Origin of the sequence: Deinococcus wulumuqiensis R12, assembly GCF_011067105.1 — a bacterium.
Taxonomy (GTDB): Bacteria; Deinococcota; Deinococci; order Deinococcales; family Deinococcaceae; genus Deinococcus; species Deinococcus wulumuqiensis.
Map to the genome: position 1 here is coordinate 724,914 of NZ_CP049357.1, position 15,834 is coordinate 740,747.

The 15,834-nt window shown below is 58.4% G+C and carries 14 protein-coding genes and 1 tRNA gene; 5 read left to right on the forward strand and 10 right to left on the reverse strand.

The window, feature by feature from the left end; all coding sequences use genetic code 11:
• Positions 1–180: 180 nt before the first annotated feature.
• The 4 genes from G6R31_RS03545 to G6R31_RS03560 form a co-directional block, all read right to left on the reverse strand.
• Positions 181–807, reverse strand: coding sequence for a hypothetical protein (locus tag G6R31_RS03545; RefSeq protein WP_017869296.1), 627 nt, complete (start codon positions 805–807; stop codon positions 181–183).
• 336 nt (positions 808–1,143) lie between these two features.
• Positions 1,144–3,033, reverse strand: a complete 1,890-nt coding sequence (dxs, locus tag G6R31_RS03550) for a 1-deoxy-D-xylulose-5-phosphate synthase (RefSeq protein WP_017869298.1) — start codon at positions 3,031–3,033, stop codon at positions 1,144–1,146.
• Positions 3,030–3,719, reverse strand: a complete 690-nt coding sequence (locus G6R31_RS03555; protein WP_017869299.1) for a hypothetical protein — start codon at positions 3,717–3,719, stop codon at positions 3,030–3,032. Before G6R31_RS03555 ends, dxs begins: the two co-directional genes overlap by 4 nt.
• Before the next feature lie 239 nt (positions 3,720–3,958).
• Positions 3,959–4,633, reverse strand: a complete 675-nt coding sequence (locus G6R31_RS03560) for a PspA/IM30 family protein (RefSeq protein WP_017869300.1) — start codon at positions 4,631–4,633, stop codon at positions 3,959–3,961.
• Positions 4,634–4,810: 177 nt separating this feature from the next.
• Here G6R31_RS03560 and G6R31_RS03565 point away from each other — a divergent pair.
• Positions 4,811–4,885: transfer RNA gene (locus tag G6R31_RS03565), tRNA-Thr, on the forward strand.
• Positions 4,886–5,075: 190 nt separating this feature from the next.
• Here G6R31_RS03565 and G6R31_RS03570 read toward each other — a convergent pair.
• From G6R31_RS03570 to G6R31_RS03580, 3 genes are all read right to left on the reverse strand, one after another.
• The gene (locus G6R31_RS03570; protein ID WP_017869301.1) at positions 5,076–6,314 is read right to left on the reverse strand and encodes an ATP-binding protein; all 1,239 of its coding nucleotides are present in this window, start codon (positions 6,312–6,314) and stop codon (positions 5,076–5,078) included.
• 83 nt (positions 6,315–6,397) lie between these two features.
• Positions 6,398–7,624: an ATP-binding protein gene (locus G6R31_RS03575; RefSeq protein ID WP_025566583.1), complete on the reverse strand. Its 1,227-nt coding sequence runs from the start codon at positions 7,622–7,624 to the stop codon at positions 6,398–6,400.
• A 266-nt stretch (positions 7,625–7,890) separates the two neighbouring features.
• A complete protein-coding gene (locus tag G6R31_RS03580; RefSeq protein WP_152423452.1) occupies positions 7,891–8,463 on the reverse strand; it encodes a hypothetical protein in 573 nt (190 codons plus the stop codon).
• A 363-nt stretch (positions 8,464–8,826) separates the two neighbouring features.
• Between G6R31_RS03580 and G6R31_RS03585 the strand changes: the two genes are divergently transcribed.
• Positions 8,827–9,793 (forward strand): IS630 family transposase gene (locus G6R31_RS03585; RefSeq protein WP_152423453.1). Its coding sequence is split into 2 segments (ribosomal slippage): positions 8,827–9,177 and positions 9,179–9,793, totalling 966 coding nucleotides; the frame shifts between segments, so codons are not numbered across the junction.
• A gap of 104 nt (positions 9,794–9,897) precedes the next feature.
• On the opposite strand, the gene G6R31_RS03590 is transcribed toward G6R31_RS03585, so the two are convergent.
• A complete protein-coding gene (locus tag G6R31_RS03590; protein WP_017869304.1) occupies positions 9,898–11,067 on the reverse strand; it encodes a site-specific integrase in 1,170 nt (389 codons plus the stop codon).
• A gap of 192 nt (positions 11,068–11,259) precedes the next feature.
• Positions 11,260–12,105, reverse strand: coding sequence for a helix-turn-helix domain-containing protein (locus G6R31_RS03595; protein WP_152423454.1), 846 nt, complete (start codon positions 12,103–12,105; stop codon positions 11,260–11,262).
• A gap of 203 nt (positions 12,106–12,308) precedes the next feature.
• Between G6R31_RS03595 and G6R31_RS03600 the strand changes: the two genes are divergently transcribed.
• The 3 genes from G6R31_RS03600 to G6R31_RS03610 all read left to right on the forward strand — a co-directional run bounded on the left by G6R31_RS03600 (position 12,309) and on the right by G6R31_RS03610 (position 14,718).
• Positions 12,309–12,671, forward strand: coding sequence for a hypothetical protein (locus G6R31_RS03600; protein WP_152423455.1), 363 nt, complete (start codon positions 12,309–12,311; stop codon positions 12,669–12,671).
• A 236-nt stretch (positions 12,672–12,907) separates the two neighbouring features.
• Entirely contained in the window at positions 12,908–13,780 is an 873-nt protein-coding gene (locus tag G6R31_RS03605; protein WP_164993958.1) for a hypothetical protein, read from the forward strand.
• 638 nt (positions 13,781–14,418) lie between these two features.
• Positions 14,419–14,718 carry a hypothetical protein gene (locus G6R31_RS03610; RefSeq protein WP_017869310.1) on the forward strand — a complete coding sequence of 100 codons (300 nt, stop codon included), beginning with the start codon at positions 14,419–14,421 and terminating at the stop codon, positions 14,716–14,718.
• 252 nt (positions 14,719–14,970) lie between these two features.
• Here the strand turns inward: G6R31_RS03610 and G6R31_RS03615 are convergent, their stop codons facing one another.
• Complete coding sequence (locus G6R31_RS03615; protein WP_017869311.1) at positions 14,971–15,831, reverse strand: hypothetical protein; 861 nt, start codon at positions 15,829–15,831, stop codon at positions 14,971–14,973.
• Positions 15,832–15,834: the final 3 nt, after the last annotated feature.

Genomic DNA, 15,834 nt, shown 5'->3' on the forward strand with positions numbered 1-15,834 from the left:
CCTGAACTTACTCAGGGGGCGAGAGTCAGGGCACAGTCGGGGCGGGGCGAGAGCAGAGGGCTAATACGGATTCCGATTGAATCTGGTAGTTTCACATTCAATCCGAGCGGATGCGAGTAGGAAAAAATACGGATTCCGCGATATGGATGCACAGGCGGCGCTTTCCCGACTGTGCAGGAATTAAGCGGAATCCGTATAAAACCCCGTCTGGGTCGGCTTCGGGAGGGGAACGGTGGCCCAGTCGAACACCGTATTGAACTGGCCGCACTCGTCCACCCGGGGAACGGTGAGGGTCCTGCCCTGGACGCCATACCGCTGAACGTTGGTGCCTATGCCGCCTTCCCGGTCTGCGCCGATGACACGCGGTTGACCGCAGCCGGGGCGGGCGGGAATGGGGAAATCGCGGGTCAGGGTCTTGCCGCTGGCGAGAGAGCGCACTTCGCCGGTCAGCCGGGAGCCGTCCGTCAGAAACGCGGCGCTCGGTGGGGCTTCGTCCCGGTCGATGAGCAGGGCGTGGTCGCCGGAGATGGCCTCGGTGGTGAAATTGCCCCGTCGCAGCACCGCGCCGTCGCTCAGGCGCAACAGCCAGTCCTCGCGGCGGGTGGGTGCCCCGGTGATGACGCTGTAGAGCGTGACCGCCCCGTGCCCCCGCCCCACGTCGGTCAGGACCGGGGTGGCCTGCACGTCGCGTTTCCACAGCGTCCGCCCGCTGGCCCGGTCCCGCATCAGCACCAGCGCACCCCCCTTCGCGTCGTTGCACAGCGCCGTGACGACCTGCCGGGGGCCGTCGGTGTACAGGCCGTTCACGCGGTAATACGGATTCCGATTGAATCTGGTAGTTTCAGATTCAATCCGAGCGGATGCGAGTAGGAAAAAATACGGATTCCGCGATATGGATGCACAGGCGGCGCTTTCCCGACTGTGCAGGAATTAAGCGGAATCCGTATAACAGCCGGGCAACGGCGGCCCGACCAGCCTCTCCGCCGCCTGCGCCGTTCCCAGGATGAAGGCCGCGAGCATCAGCACCTTTCGCATGGCCCGAGCCTACCCGCCCCTTCTCCCCGGTGCGTCACCAAAAAGGCGGAGGGGCCAGCCGCTGCCAAAGCCCCCCCACCCTCCACTCTTTTCCCTCCACCTCTTCCCCTACACCTCAATCGGCACGTCCACCCCGAGTTCGGCCAGCACCGTCCGAATCGCCTGCGCGTCGATTCCGGCGCGGGCATGGACACTCTCGGTGGTGGCGTGTTCCTGGAATTCGTCGGGAATGCCGAGCACCCGCACGCCAGGGCGCAGGTTCATGGCGTTCAGGGCCTCCAGCACCGCGCTGCCGAAGCCGCCGACCACGGTGTTGTCTTCCACCGTAATCAGGGCGCGGGCTTTGCTCGCCACCTCGCGCAGCATCTTTTCGTCCAGCGGCTTGACGAAGCGGGCATTGACCACGCCCACACCGGGGAGGTCCTCGGCGGCCTTCAAGGCATAGTCGAGCGCCTTGCCGCCCGCCAGAATCACCACGTCGTCGCCGTCCCGCAGCCGTTCCCACTCGCCCCACTTCATCTCGGGCCACGTTCCGGCAGGCACCTGCGCCGCATTGCCGCGCGGGTAGCGAATGGCGAAGGGGCCGTCGTGCGTCTGCGCGTACTTGAGCATCCCCCGCAGTTCGGCGGCGTCTTTGGGCAGGCCAATCCGCACGCCGGGGATGGAGCGCAGGAAGCTGAGGTCGAACACGCCGTTGTGCGTCGCGCCGTCGGCCCCCACGATGCCCGCACGGTCGATGCAGAAGGTGACATTCAGGTTCTCGATGGCGACGTCGTGCAGGACCTGGTCGTAGGCGCGTTGCAGGAAGGTGGAGTAGATGGCGACGATGGGCCGCAGCCCTTGCAGCGCCATGCCCGCCGCCGTCGTCACCGCGACTTCCTCGGCGATACCCACGTCGAGGTAGCGGTGGGGGTGAACCCGGCTGAATTCCACCAGACCGCTGCCCTCGCGCATGGCGGGCGTGACCACGAAGGTGCGCGGGTCGGTCCTCGCCCACTCTGTCACGGCTTCCCCGAAGGCGGCGCTCCACGAATACGCGCTGCTCGGCACGTACTCGCCCGTCGCGGGGTCGAACTTGGCCGGACCGTGCCAGTAGATCGGGTCGGCCTCGGCGTAGCTCAGGCCCTTGCCCTTGGTCGTCACGATGTGGAGGATGGTCGGCCCGTCAAGGTCGATGAGGCGCTCGAGCAGCCACACCAGTTCCTGCACGTTGTGGCCGTCCACCGGACCGACGTAACGCACGCCCATCGCGGCGAAGGGGTTGACGCTGGCGGGGTCGAAAAAATGCCGGGTGGAGTTCTTGGCGCGGCTCATGAAGTCGGCCAGCGGCTTGCTGACGGCTTCCACCGCCTTCTTGCCTGCGCCCTCGCTCTCCTGAAACCACTTCTGGACCTGTAGGCCGCGCATGAATTTGTTGATGGCGCCGACATTTTCCGAGATGCTCATTTCGTTGTCGTTCAGGACGATCAGCATCTTGCGCCCCATGTCGCCGATGGTGTTCAGTGCGGCGAGGGCCATCCCGCCGGTCAGCGACCCGTCCCCGATGACGGCAGCGACGTGAAAGTCCTTGCCCTGCGCGTCGCGGGCCAGCGCCATGCCCAGCGCGTTGGCTAAGGACGTGGAGGCGTGCCCGACGGTAATCGCGTCGTGTTCGGACTCGGAGACCTTGGTAAAGCCGCTGATGCCGCCTTCCTTCTTGATGTCGGCCATCTGCCCCCGCCGTCCGGTCAGGATTTTGTGGGCGTAGGCCTGGTGCCCCACGTCGAACAGAATCCGGTCACGCGGCGAGTCCAGCACGTAATGCAGCGCGGTGATGATGTCCACGGCCCCCAGCGAGGACGCGAGGTGTAGCCCGCCCCGCGAGCATACCCGCACGATTTCTTCGCGCAACTCGTGGCTCAGCGCGGGAAGCTGCTCACGCGACAGACGCTTGAGGTCGGCGGGGCCGTGAATCTGGTCCAGCAGCGGTGTACTGGACGTGCCGGGAAGTTCGTTCATCGCACGCCTCCTTTCGGGGCGAAATTGCGCGAGGTGAGCAGCAGGCCCTCCGGGGTGCGGACCTCGCCCACGTAGGGCACGAACCACAGCTGCTCGGTGGCGGGAAAGAGGCCGCCCACGTCGTCGCTGATCTGGCGGGTGACGACCCACACGTCGAACGTGCCTGCCTGGGTCCTCACCTCGCGGCGGTCCTGCACCTCGTAGCGGTACTTCAGGGTGCCCTGCGCCTGCACCTTGCCGTCGTCGCTGGCGACCGTGATGGCCGACTGCCCCTGCCACACCAGCCCGACCTTCCAGGCAGTCTCACTGGGGTATTCCTGCCACGCGGGGCGCAGCGAAACGGTCACGCCGGGCTTGTGGAACCCCAGCAGGCGCACGCCGCCGCTGTCGTGCAGGCGGTACCACGTCTGGTCGGCGCCGCGCCCGCTGAGCTGCGAGGCGGTGACGGTCACGCCGCTGAAGATGGTCGGTCCCAGCCCCCGCAGGACGTAGGGCGTGGCGCTGGCGTCCTCGCCTTCGGGGAGGTAGGTCCAGACCAGCCCGGCCTCACGCGGATAAAACGACACGCTGCTGACCGGCGTGCTGGCGCGAACCGGGGCCGCCGCTGGCGCGGTGCGCGGCGCACACGAGCAGAGCAGCCCCAGCAGGGCAAGGGTGCCCGCGCTCAGGAAACGGGAAAACGTCATGGCCCCATTGTGTCAGCTCCCGGTAAAGCGTGCAGGGACATGGCACACCGAGACGAAAAACGGACCCCACGCACCGGGCGAGGGGTCCATTCGGGCAAAGAGACTCATACGGATTCCGATTGAATCTGGTAGTTTCAGATTCAATCCGAGCGGATGCGAGTAGGAAAAAATACGGATTCTGCGATATGGATGCACAGGCGGCGCTTTCCCGACTGTGCAGGAATTAAGCGGAATCCGTATCAGCTCTGGTTGCTGCCCTGAACTTTGGCCTTGAGTGCGGCGAGGGCGTCGTCCACGTCACGGTCACGCCCCAGGTCCTTGAGCTGCGCGTCGAAGTCGTTTTCGTTGCGCAGTTCGCCTATCGCCCGGTTGCGGTCTTCCATACCGGCGACCTTCTGCTCCATCTCGTTGAAGGCGTCCATCGCGCCTCCGGCCTTGTCGAAGCCCGACACCCGGTCGAGGGTGGCCCCGGCCTGCGCGGTCTTCTGTCGGGCGGCGAGCAGGGTCTTCTTGGATTCCATCTCGTCGATTTTGGCTTCGAGGGCGCGCAGCTGGGTCTTGAGCTGGTCGACGGTGCTCTGCTGGATGGTGCGCTGCTCGTCGAACCCCTTGGCGAGGTCCTTGTGGTTCTGGGCGCGGCGCAGCGCTTCGCGGGCCAGGTCTTCCGAGCCGCCGCGCAGGGCTTCCTCGGCCTTCTTCTCGTATTCGGCGGCGAGCTTGCCGTTGGTGCCGGACTCGCGCTCCAGCTTGGCCGACTGGGCCATCGCCCCGGCGACTTCGTTGCGGGCATCGGCGTAAGCGCTGCGCATGTCACGCAGGGCCTGGTCGATAATCTTAGCGGGGTCCTCGGCCTTCGAAATCATGTCGTTGACGTTGGCGCGGAGCAGACGGGACAGACGGTCGAAAATGGTCATGGTGGTGCCTCCTTACAGTCCACATTACGTGGCAATTTCGCCGGAGGTTGCGCCCCTTTCATAAGGGTCAAGGTGCCCTGAAGAGAAGATGAGACGCCCGGAGAACGGCGGATGTGGTTGACACCCTGGGAAGGCGTTTCTATACTCTCTGAGCCTGAAAAGTCAGGTGCAGGCCCTGCCGATGTAGCTCAGTGGTAGAGCAACTGATTCGTAATCAGTAGGTCGTCGGTTCAAGTCCGACCCTCGGCTCCAAGAAAAAGCCCCGCCCAGCGCGGGGTTTTTGCTTTACTGGTTTGCAATAGGTGTACCACCAAACGGGCTGTGCCACAGTTTTGCCACAATTCGTAGTGTTGAGGTGACGTGTGGTTTTCGGGCTTCCTGTGGCGAGAACAGACCCGCAGGACGACGCCGAGCCGTCGAATTCACGGGCTCCGGTTCAAGTTCAGTTCAGAGGCTGAACACCATGGCTCGGGTGACTCTGCCCCTCTTTAGTGCATTGAAGTGAAAGCAACCTCCCCACAGCCTCCTTCAAGGACATGGCTTTGCCTTGGGTGAACGCCTCATCGAAGGCCATTTGTCCCAGTTGTTGTCGTGTCCATTGCCGTTCTCTATCATGCGGTTCAGCAAAGTACGGTTGTCGCACCAGCCCGGTTTGCTCTCGGAAGCGTGCTGTAGCTCCCCAGATACTGGCTGCCATCTCCCGATAGCCAAGTCGGCTGACGGTGGCCGTAGCGACCTCCAAGCCCTCGACCTGGGCCAGTTCATACTGCGTCAGCCCGAGCATCGTCTGAAAGTGCAGGAGGGCTTCCAGGTAATGCTGTTCTCCATGTTCGACACGGCCCAGTGCAAAGTGAGCATTCATCACCGCTACCTGATCATCGTCTTCCACCGCTTTAGCCAGCGTTCGCTCCAGTTGCTCGCGGGCTTCAGCCCATTGCCCCCGACCGATCAGAACATCTACCGGCCCAGGTCGAAGAAGGTCCATCTGTTGGCCAACGGCGCCAGGTTTCAGAAGACGTTCTGCCTCCTGGAAGTGCTGCTCTGCCCGCTCAAAATTGCCGTTGATTCGCGCCACACTCGGCACGTCCTGCCACAAAGCAATGATCCCACGTAACAGCGCCACGAAGCCAAGGTCGCGTCGGCTGCCCAGTTTCTGGAACAGCGCTTCGGCAACCTGGCATGCTTCCTCGGCTACTCGGTGATCACCCACATTGATCTGCACCTCGGTGTTCAGAAGCGCTAAGGCCGCAAGAACAGAGTCAAAATGATGCTCACTGGCCAAGTGAACAGCTTGAGCGAGGACGTGTTTCGCTCTAGTGAACTGATTGACGTTGCTGAACATGGCACCGATGTTGTTGAGCGCAGCCACTTGTCCGTAATGGTAACCAGACGCACTGGCTGCTTCCACGGCCTCCTCAAAGAGAGGGACGGCTTCTTCAAAGAGGCCGCTGTAGGCCTTGACGACGCCACTCACATTCAGTGCTTCAGCCAGACAAGCCAAGTCACCAGCCGAGCGGGCTAACGAAATGGTTTCTTCCAACTGCTCCGGAAATTCTGGATTGAGTGTCCCGAGACAAACTTGAAGTTGCAGGCGGGTCAGAGCGGCCCACCGATAGGCAACGGTGGATTGATCCTGGGTCAGGGACAGCAGTTTGGAAAGGCGCGTGACCCCCTCTTCCATCAAGCCACGGTTGATTCACTCTTTGGCCTGGAATCTAGGGATGTCCAGTGCCGCTTCAACCTGCCCATGCGCTTCAGCGTATTTCAGGGCAGCTTGAATGTTGTCGTACTCCTCAAGTCCCCAATTCGCCGAACCTTCTTGGTTCTGTCCAGAGTAATAGTCCTGCCAAGCCGCGGCGCTCCTCCGACTCGGAAGGCGTCTTCCAACGCCGCCTTCCGAGTCGGAGCTTCAAGCAGCTTCTCGCGGGCAAAGTGCTGAAGGACTGGGTGGTGGACATAACGGCCTTGCGGTGTCAGACGAAGCATCGCCGCGTCGGCGAGTCCCAGAAGGGTTCGCAGGGGCGCGTCCATCATTTGCAGCGCATCCGCCCGGGTGAAGCCGCCTCGGAAAACGCTCAGACTGCTCAGGAGTTCACGTTCCTTTTCGTTCAGCCGCTTGTACGACTCCTCGAAGATGGCTCGCAAACTCCTTCGTCCTTTTCCCACACCCTCCTCCAGCAGCTCCGGCCCCCGCTGCAACTCCGCCGCGATCTGCTCGACCGGAACAGAACGAAGCCACGCGGCCGCCAATTCGATAGCGAGAGGAGAACTTTCGACAAGGCGGCAGATTTCCAAAATGAAAGTCAGGTTGCCTGGGCTGGGTCGGAACCGGGCATTGGCCTGCCGTGCCCGACTGTTGAACAGCTTCACCGCGTCCGAAGCCTCCTCAGCAAAGTGAAGGCCGTCGACCGGGTAAAGGACTTCCGAGGGTTGTGCCAGTCGCTTACGGGAAGTGACCACGAACTTCGCTTTTGGACAGGCCTCAAGTAGAGTTGTCAGAACGTTTCCAGCGTCGAGCACCTGTTCGAAGTTATCGAGCAAGATCACGTGAGCACTGTCGGAAAGGGCGTTTCGAAGGATTTCCAGGGCGTTGGGCGTGGAACTGGGCTTCAACTTCAGCGCTATCGCCGTGGGGACGAGGATCGGATCATCCACCTGTTGCAGGTCCATGTACGTCACCGACTCGTCCTGAAGTTGCCGGGCCAATTCCAGAGCGAGTCTTGTTTTACCGATGCCGCCGGGACCGACGAGTGTCAGCAGCCGGCTGTGCAGGTCGTGGAGCAAGTCGTGCAGTTCCGTCAGTTCAGCGGACCGCCCAATAAAGCTTATCCCGGCTTGAGGCAATGACGCATCGTGAAGCTCCGGCGCTTTCCCCGCATTTGAGATTCCGGATGCCAGAGGCAGATCAAGTTCAGCAGCCTCCAGGCGCAGGCTGCTGCTGAGTTCGTCACCGATGAGAAACGTGTCAACCAGACAGCGGTCATACCGCAACGCTTCTTCCTGTCCCTGGATGCCGGTTTGCTGCTGCGCCCGCCTAATCCTCTACGGTCATGATGTCCGTTCTGTGAGGGTAACGCGGGCGTCAGGCAGCTCACCCGTGAGTGTACTGAATCTTCCACTCATGGAGCGAGTCATTCATACAAAGTAGTGCGCATTTAATTGATTTAGATACAGTGGGAAAATAAAAGGGGGTCCCACGGTGAGCCTTGCCCGGATAGTTTAACGAACGAAAACTCTTGCCGTGGAACCGTTGGACATCACGAATTAAAGTGCCAAATGCACCTCACACATTCTTCCACTGTATAAGGATCGAACACTGCATTAGGGAATCTAGAAGTATATTCTTCAGCAATTCCAGTCGCTACTTTAAGAGCCTCATCTAACGATGCTTGGGAACGCAGCCTTTCACGGTACCCGTCCAAGGCATAAAAGCAGCAGGGATCAACAGGATACAGATCAGGCTCCATCTCCCAAGCCAATACTTGGATTTCCCTTATTGCTGCTTTGCCTTTTGGACTTAGCACCGCACCTTTCCCGGGCTCTCCCATGCTAACGGTTTCCTCAGAAACCTTTTGAAAGAGGGAAGAATACTTTCTAACGAAATCGGCGATCTTGTCACCACTGACGAGCGGACTGAATTCGACCGAACGATCACTATCATTTTCAAAGCGCTCTCTAATAAGGCCTTTGTGGTACCAGGCCGAGAGCCGCCCATTTTCATGAATCATTATGGTGATACGGAAAGTCCTAACCGCAGCAAGCTTGGGGATTCCTCTTATCTCCTCTATAGATCTTTCAATCTCCTTAGCAATCAAATCTCTATTCGACATTTGTTCTCCTTTACATATAGCTTCGTAGTCGCTTATATAGGTAACTCTCTGGTTACCAAGTGTGTCCTCTAAGATATTGTTTTATTCAGGTAGCCTCCAGATATCTAATTCCTCTTCACCTAAAATAATAGAAGCAAAAACATAATATTTATGAGGTACAATCTTGTAATTTAGGGGAAATTTCAGCAAATTCAAGAATGACTTGGAAAAGCTTGGGAAAATTTCTGCCCTGCTGATTAAGGCAGGGCAGGTCACGGGACTCATAGACAAATGGGAAGAAGCGAATTGTGTCTCCCTCTTCTTCGCTTCACTACCAGTCGGGTGGGAAAAGACTCGCTCTAGAGCATTTGACATAATGAGGCTATGAAAGTTGTTGGGGCAGCTGGGTATGGGAACGACCTACGGGAGCGGATTGTCGCCAGTGTGCAGCGGGGAGCGACCATCACTGAGGTCGCCCGTCAGTATGAGGTTGCGCACATCACAGTTCGGACTTACCTCAAGAAGATGCAGGAGGGGACGCTTGAACAGCGTATCTCTCCGCCTGGACGCCCGCGTACCGTCCAAGCGGAACATGAAGCGAAGCTTCTTGAGCAACTCGATAGCCATCCAGACGCAACTTTGGAGGAGCATGCTCGCATGCTTCACGAAGCCACAGGTTTGAAGATCTCCTACCGAACCGTTGACCGTGTTTTCCAGCGTCACCACATCACGCATAAAAAAAACGCTGGTCGCCAGCGAACGGAGTGAGGAACTGCGAACGCAGTTCCAAAATGAGATTGCTTCGCTCCTCCTCAGTCCTGCAAGACTCGTTTTTCTCGATGAATGCGGCTTTAACACGGCACTGACCCGTCTGTACGGTCGTGCCCCGAGCAGTCAACGGGCAATCGGGCGTACACCACGGAATTGGGGCACGAACCAAACTTTGATTTGTGCGATGCAGTGCAGCGGGGCCACTGCCCCGCTGGTCGTCGAAGGGTCGGTCAATGGCGTTGTGTTCGAGTGGTACGTCCGTGAAGTGTTGGGTCCGACATTGACACCTGGACAGGTCGTTGTCCTGGACAATCTCTCAGCTCATCACCGTGAGGGTGTGAGGACGTTCATCGAGGAGCGTGGATGCACGCTCCTCTTTCTGCCGCCCTACAGTCCAGATTTCAACCCGATTGAGATGATGTTTTCCAAGCTCAAAGCATGGATTCGTGCCGGTGAGTTCCGTGAGGTGGAGACCTTGATTCAAGCGATCTGGGATGGCCTTGCCGCAGTGTCATTGCGGGACATCTTTGGCTGGATCACTCACGCACACCCTGGAGCCTTCTTATGTCAAATGCTCTAAGCAGCGCCGCATTTTAGAAATGCCAACCCTCTCCGCTTTAACTGGATGGCAAAAGGGTAGTTGTCACCTAGCAACCTCCTCCACTGCCAGCGTTGCGCCCACGTTTATCGGTCATTGTGTTCATCACTCGCGGTATACATGGCCTGTCCGACGGGATATGCAGCACGCTGCTGGTCAAGAACGTGTACATACTTTTTTAGGGTGACGCTGGTGTCCTGATGTCCCAGAATCTCGGAAACCAGCGTCAGTGGTGTGCCGCTCGCCAGCATCACGGACGCTGCTGTGTCGCGCATGTCATGAACTCGTATGACCGGCAGACCAGCCAATTCAGTATCCCTTTTGAACTGCCTAAGCAAGTTGGTCGACAGCATCGGCGTCCCTATGGCACTTGGGAAGACCAGATCAAAATCAACCCAGGCCTCTCCGAGCTCGGCTCTCTCTGCTTCCTGACGTGCCCTGTGCTGCAAAAGTAATTGCACAAGGCCCTCTTGAATATGAATGTGACGGGCACTGCCCCGTTTCGGTGGCGCAAACCGGCTCTCGGAGGCCTTAGCGGCTTCCAGCCACTGCTGACGGACATGGATTGTCCTATCGGTTAGGTTGATGTCCTTCCAGCGCAAGCCGCGCACTTCCGCGCTACGCATACCCGTCGTCAGAAACACCGTGTACATGACATGCTCTTTGTGTCCCTGCATCACTTCAAGAAATGTCCTTACCTGATCAGGCTGCCATATTCCATGATGCTTTGCGGGCACTGGTACAGGCTTGTAACGCTCTGCGACATTACTTGCAATCCAGTCATGTTCCACCGCATAGGACAGCGCCATCCGCAGGCGAGCCACTGCACGGTTGGCCTCGTTCGGTTTTCCGGCCTCGACGAGTTTTCGGGCCATTTTCTCGATATCCACCAGTTTCAACTTGGTGATAGGTATTTCTCCCAGCGCGGGTTTGAGTCGCGTCTCGACGATGCGAGTGTAGTCCTCCAAGGTTTTGAGGCCCACGCGCATGCGCACCGAGTTCAGCCATTCGTCCAGCAGATGGGCGACCGTGCGCTCCTGGCTCGGCAGACCGCCCAGTTTCTCCAATTCCTGCTCAAACGCTTTTTTTCTTGCCAGCACGGCTGGGCGCGTTTTCGCTGACAGGGATTTGCGGCGCACTAGACCCGTTTCGAGGTCGATATAGCTTATCAGGGCCTCCCAACCGATCACCTTGCCATCTCTTACACGCTCACGAATGGTGCCTTCGCCGTTTCCCCGGCGTTTGTTTTTCGTCATCGTTACTCTCCTGCCGATTCCACAGTTCAGGGAACTCCACCAGCACGGAAAGACGTACTGGTGGAGTTATTGTCATCCACAGGCTCTTCCCTGAACTTTATCGAAAAGGCCTATCTCCTTCTGCTCCCCGCAGGGGAGCCAATCTTTCTTCTACCTTCTTCGCGGTGAGCCATATGCCGTAGTAACCGAATGTCACTTCGACTTCTGAGGGCCTCCCTTCTGCAGGTGTTGCCGCATCAGCTCGCTGTAGCGGTATACCCGCCCATACACTCGACTGTCACGCTCTGTGGCAGACAGCTGTCTTGCGTTCCAATGGTCGCTGGTTAGATACCACTTTTTTCCATTCTTTGCGGCGCGCCGGAGCAGTACTTCGCCCCTGTCCTTGATCACGTAGATGGCGCCCTCTTCGAGAGGGGACTTTGGTGACGAATCATCAATAAAGACGAGTTCCCCCATGTTCAGCGCATCCCGGCTGTTCTCAAACTCGTCCGTCCAAACGTAAGCAAACGAGCCTGAGCCAATATCCATATCCGGAGGAAGGCGCAGTAATCCAAGTGAAAGCTGCTCGGCTTCGTCATTCGCTTTCGACGTCCTCAAGTTGAGGGACTCGTGGCTGTGAATGGCATGCTGAGGCGCGAGGGGAACATATCGCCCACCGTGGTCAGCGCTGGGCTGATGGCCCTCATCAATGATTTCGTCGGGATCTATTTCAAGCTCCTCCTCAGGCTCGAGGTGAAGCTGGTTGAGGAGCTCCTCGATATCCATCTTGAAGATGTGAGCAATTGCCGCCGCGTATGACGGCGTCATGATTTTCCCATGTACATCTTCTTTGAAAGGCAGCTTTTTCCTTTCAGCGAGGAGTCGGTCGCGCAACTTCTGCTCATTTTCGAGACCCTGCTCAAACTCCTCAAGTTCACGGTACGTGTTGACACTGACCTGCATCTGGTCCGCCATCTCGTTTTGCGAAAGCCTGTGGCGTTTGCGGAGTAAACGGAGGCGACTCGACGGATGACTCATTTTCTGTTTTTTAGGTGTCATTACCACATTGTGCCAGGGTCTACCACGAAGAACTGATACTTCCAACGCCGTTCTAAAACGGGCACCAAAAAGTTCTGTCTCGGACCGCTGATTTTGACGTTGTTTTCAGTAGCAGAGCAGCTAACAACTGGAGGCAAAAACGCGATCAGGAAACAGGCATCAGAATTTCCTGAATCACGTCTCACACGCGGAATTCTGTGTTCATGAGAAGAAAAAACCCACTCGACAAAGACACCATCAACCAGATCCTGGCTGCCATCCAACTCCTCAGCAACGTCCAATCGTTCCTGTCCGAGTTTGACTTTCCCACTGCAGACGGTGAAACAGCACCGCAGATAAGTCCTCCTGTAGAGCAGCAGACCCACGCGAAAACGCCAGAGCAATTCTTCAATGATGAGTTTTTCAGTCTCATCGAGGCCCACAAGCGATTCGGATATCCGAGAGCGGCGCTCTACGAGTTCGCGAAATCAAACAAGCTGCGAACCATCCTGATAGGTAAGCGAAAACGCATGACCACCAGAGCGTGGCTTGATGACTGCTTCATGCGGAGGGCCAGTGAAGTATGACTGAGCAGCTAAGTGCAGCTGCCAAAGACAGCTTGCGGGAACTGTTGCGGGCGGACCTCGCTACGAGTGCGGGAAGACGAAGATCTGCCCGCATCCAAAAGTCTGGCCCTCCGCAAGGAGGGCCGATTCATTACCCGCCGGACGCCTTAAACCCAGCAGGGCGCCGTGTGCAGCGACAACTGCTGCATTCCCCAGCCAGCTTCATTTCACTGTTAAATGTGGTGGGGGCTTGTAGGATGCATACCCTTTATTTCGCGATCCTTGACGAGACGAAGGGAAGATGTTTTGATCCGGAACTGTTACTTGGTGTGGCCCAGCGCATGCGGAAGGCCCTTCGCAAGCGCGCCCGCTCAGGCCACCCGGCATGGGTGACTGTGGAGGTAGGTGAGGGTCCGCATCCACTGCATCTGCACATCATGAGTCGGGATGATGCGCCGCTCCCAGCCATACTGACCATTAAAAATCTCAAAGGTGAGGTCATTGCCATCTTCAGTCGCGAAGCTGGACGCTCGAAACTGGGCACTCCTCGCAAACTCGCCCAATACCTGCGCAAGGTTGGACACGTCGGTGCAAAAGATTTTAACCAGCAACTGCCCGCTGACGACCCGCGGCAACCGCCTGGGTTTCGGGCGGCATTGAAAGACTGGCAGATCGGACGAGCCCGGCGGATTGCTTTGGGACTCAAGCGCATGCCGCGCCGAACGTTCGGTCTTTTCATTCCACGGCTGACCGACGCTCAACGGATTGCAGCCTTGAAGGTGTTGGAGAACATGAAGGTCGAAACACAACCTGTCATGAGCATCAGCCAAGCTGAATGGGAAGCTCAGGAAGTCCAGATCCTGATCAAGAAGAAGTGGAAGACAAGGCGAGCTTTAGAGCGCGAACGCCAGAGTGTCATCACCCTAGTGAGAGCGGCTCAGGATCAGCGCAACGTTTATAAAGCATGGCAGGCTAGAAAAGATCACGTCTCTAAATCCACGGTGTACAACACCCTCGAACGGCTCGGCTGGCCCACCATCGACAAGGTCATCAAGGCTGTCCGCCGACTGCGCAGTGGAATTCGGGAGTCGAGGCTGTACCGTGCCCTTGCAAAGAGTAAAAAGAAGTGATTTTGGGAAATCATGATGGTGCAAGATGTGCTACCTACAGGGCGGTTTGCGTCGGTCTTTGACCTCCTCCCCTTCGGATTCATTTGCGCGGTGGCCCCGCGGCGGACCCACACCACCAGCCCCAGCCCAAGCTCCCTGGAGCACATGGCGTCCCATAAACCCCGAGAGGCATGAGGCGCGTGCGGCGCGTGCTACCGAGATGGGTGGCCTCACCATAGCGGCCTGGCAGCGGAAAGACTCAGCCTGCCGGGTCACTGAACAAACAGCAGCAACGACGAGGCTTGAATCTTGCATCAAAGGCGCCATCCCCTATGAGTATGCAATCAACGTTTGTGGGCCACGGACCACCCGGTCCCCGACCTGCTCGAAGACACGTCTACGCTACAGTCAAGGCTCAGATGGTCAAACAGTCGACATCGGTAAGCCACAGGCAGTAAGCAGGCACAAGGCTACTCTGCAAAGGAGCCCCCACCATAACACGAACCCTGACCCTGCTTCTGCCCCTCCTCGGCCTCAACCTCACCGCCTGCGGCTGGGACAAGTCCGTCAACGCCCCCAAGACGCTGAGCGACTACTACAGCGCCTGCGCGACCGCCAAAGACAGCAGCGAATCCCGCCGCAAGCTGTGTGACGCCTACGTGCAGACCCTCAAGAACGTCGACACCCGGCCCATCGTCGTGCTCGACCGCGACGACACCACCCTGCCCACCAACCTCGCCGCGTACACCCTGAACAACGTCATCTACGCCCAAGGCAACACCCTCAAGACCGGCACCTACGACACGGCCGCCGGGAACCGTATCAACGTCGTGTGTGATAGCAGGGACCTCGGCTGCGCCGTCGACGGTGACGGCCTGTTTTACCCGCTCAGCCCCCTGGACCAGCCCATCATCGACGGCACCGTGTACTACCACAGGAAAGCCGTCACGCCCCGCTAAAACCCTCACTCCAGAACAAGGAAGGCAGCCTGCGCCGCCTTCCTTGTTTACTGTCACGCTCTTGTATCACTCCCGTCAGCGTGTACCACCTATTGCGTGCGACTTGTCGCTGATCAGTGATGAAGGCCACTTCACTCCGACCGACACGACACCATGTCGCACGAACAGGTTGCTGAGGGCGTTGCCTTTGCACTGAACGCTCTGCAAAACGATAGGTATATGCCTCTCTGCCCTCATCCATGTTTCCGGCACTTACTGACCGAATTTGAGGTTGGCCGGGCGGCCTGTTTTCGTTGTGTACGTCTGGAAGGTGCTCAGGTCGACCACGGCCTTCTGCCACGCTGTGCTGTTGTAATCCTCGGTGTAATAGATGGTCAGAACAGTACCTCCCTTTCCCGCCTTAACGGCGACAGACGTTCGTAGGCCTGGCGCTTGACCGTTGTACATCAGGGGGCGCAGCGTCTTACCGTCTTTTTCCAAAAGGAAGACTGCTTCACGTGGCCGGAACAGCGGAGCGTTTCCGCGGAAACCGATCAGGGACTTCGCGGTGGCCAGTGAATCACCAGCGACTTCAAGATCGATGGTCGCCGTCGCCAGTTTTCCGTCCTCGCGCCGGAAAGTGAAAGCCGGTACGGTCATGAGCACACTGCCTATCCCCGCACTCACATTGAGGTTGCTGTCTGAGTAGGAAACGTCGAACATGCGCGCTCGGTTGCTTTTAGCGTAGGTGCTCAGGTCACTCACCAGAACACCGTTACGGCAGAAGAAGCGTGGTTGGGCACCCAAGTCCTTGTAACTCAGGGCACCTTTGCCGATGTTGAGCAACTTGGTCGACAGGATGGCCGCCGGAGCCCCTTTATCCTCGTCCGCATACTGGGGATCAAGCGAACCGGAATATACATAGCCACGAGACGTGGTCTGACTCGTGCGGCAGTCGAGTGTCGTCTGGGCGTAGCGTCGCCCTGCCGGAAAACCGGTGTCGGCGGAGTACGTCAGCGTCAGGGCCTGGGTAGGAGCATCAATCCAGAGGTCACTCACCGAGAGCCACGTGTCAGCCGCTTGTGCGGTACTTGCGGCGGCGAGCGAAATGTAGAGCCATGGAACAAGTTTCATATA

What these genes read in the sequence shown, in the direction of transcription:
- G6R31_RS03590 (WP_017869304.1), bottom strand. Translation starts at nt 11,067, where the DNA reads ATGACGAAAAACAAACGCCGGGGAAACGGCGAAGGCACCATTCGTGAG.
- G6R31_RS03555 (WP_017869299.1), bottom strand. Translation starts at nt 3,719, where the DNA reads ATGACGTTTTCCCGTTTCCTGAGCGCGGGCACCCTTGCCCTGCTGGGG.
- G6R31_RS03595 (WP_152423454.1), bottom strand. Translation starts at nt 12,105, where the DNA reads ATGACACCTAAAAAACAGAAAATGAGTCATCCGTCGAGTCGCCTCCGT.
- G6R31_RS03580 (WP_152423452.1), bottom strand. Translation starts at nt 8,463, where the DNA reads ATGTCGAATAGAGATTTGATTGCTAAGGAGATTGAAAGATCTATAGAG.
- G6R31_RS03615 (WP_017869311.1), bottom strand. Translation starts at nt 15,831, where the DNA reads ATGAAACTTGTTCCATGGCTCTACATTTCGCTCGCCGCCGCAAGTACC.
- G6R31_RS03560 (WP_017869300.1), bottom strand. Translation starts at nt 4,633, where the DNA reads ATGACCATTTTCGACCGTCTGTCCCGTCTGCTCCGCGCCAACGTCAAC.
- dxs (WP_017869298.1), bottom strand. Translation starts at nt 3,033, where the DNA reads ATGAACGAACTTCCCGGCACGTCCAGTACACCGCTGCTGGACCAGATT.
- G6R31_RS03600 (WP_152423455.1), top strand. Translation starts at nt 12,309, where the DNA reads ATGAGAAGAAAAAACCCACTCGACAAAGACACCATCAACCAGATCCTG.
- G6R31_RS03570 (WP_017869301.1), bottom strand. Translation starts at nt 6,314, where the DNA reads ATGGAAGAGGGGGTCACGCGCCTTTCCAAACTGCTGTCCCTGACCCAG.
- G6R31_RS03605 (WP_164993958.1), top strand. Translation starts at nt 12,908, where the DNA reads ATGCATACCCTTTATTTCGCGATCCTTGACGAGACGAAGGGAAGATGT.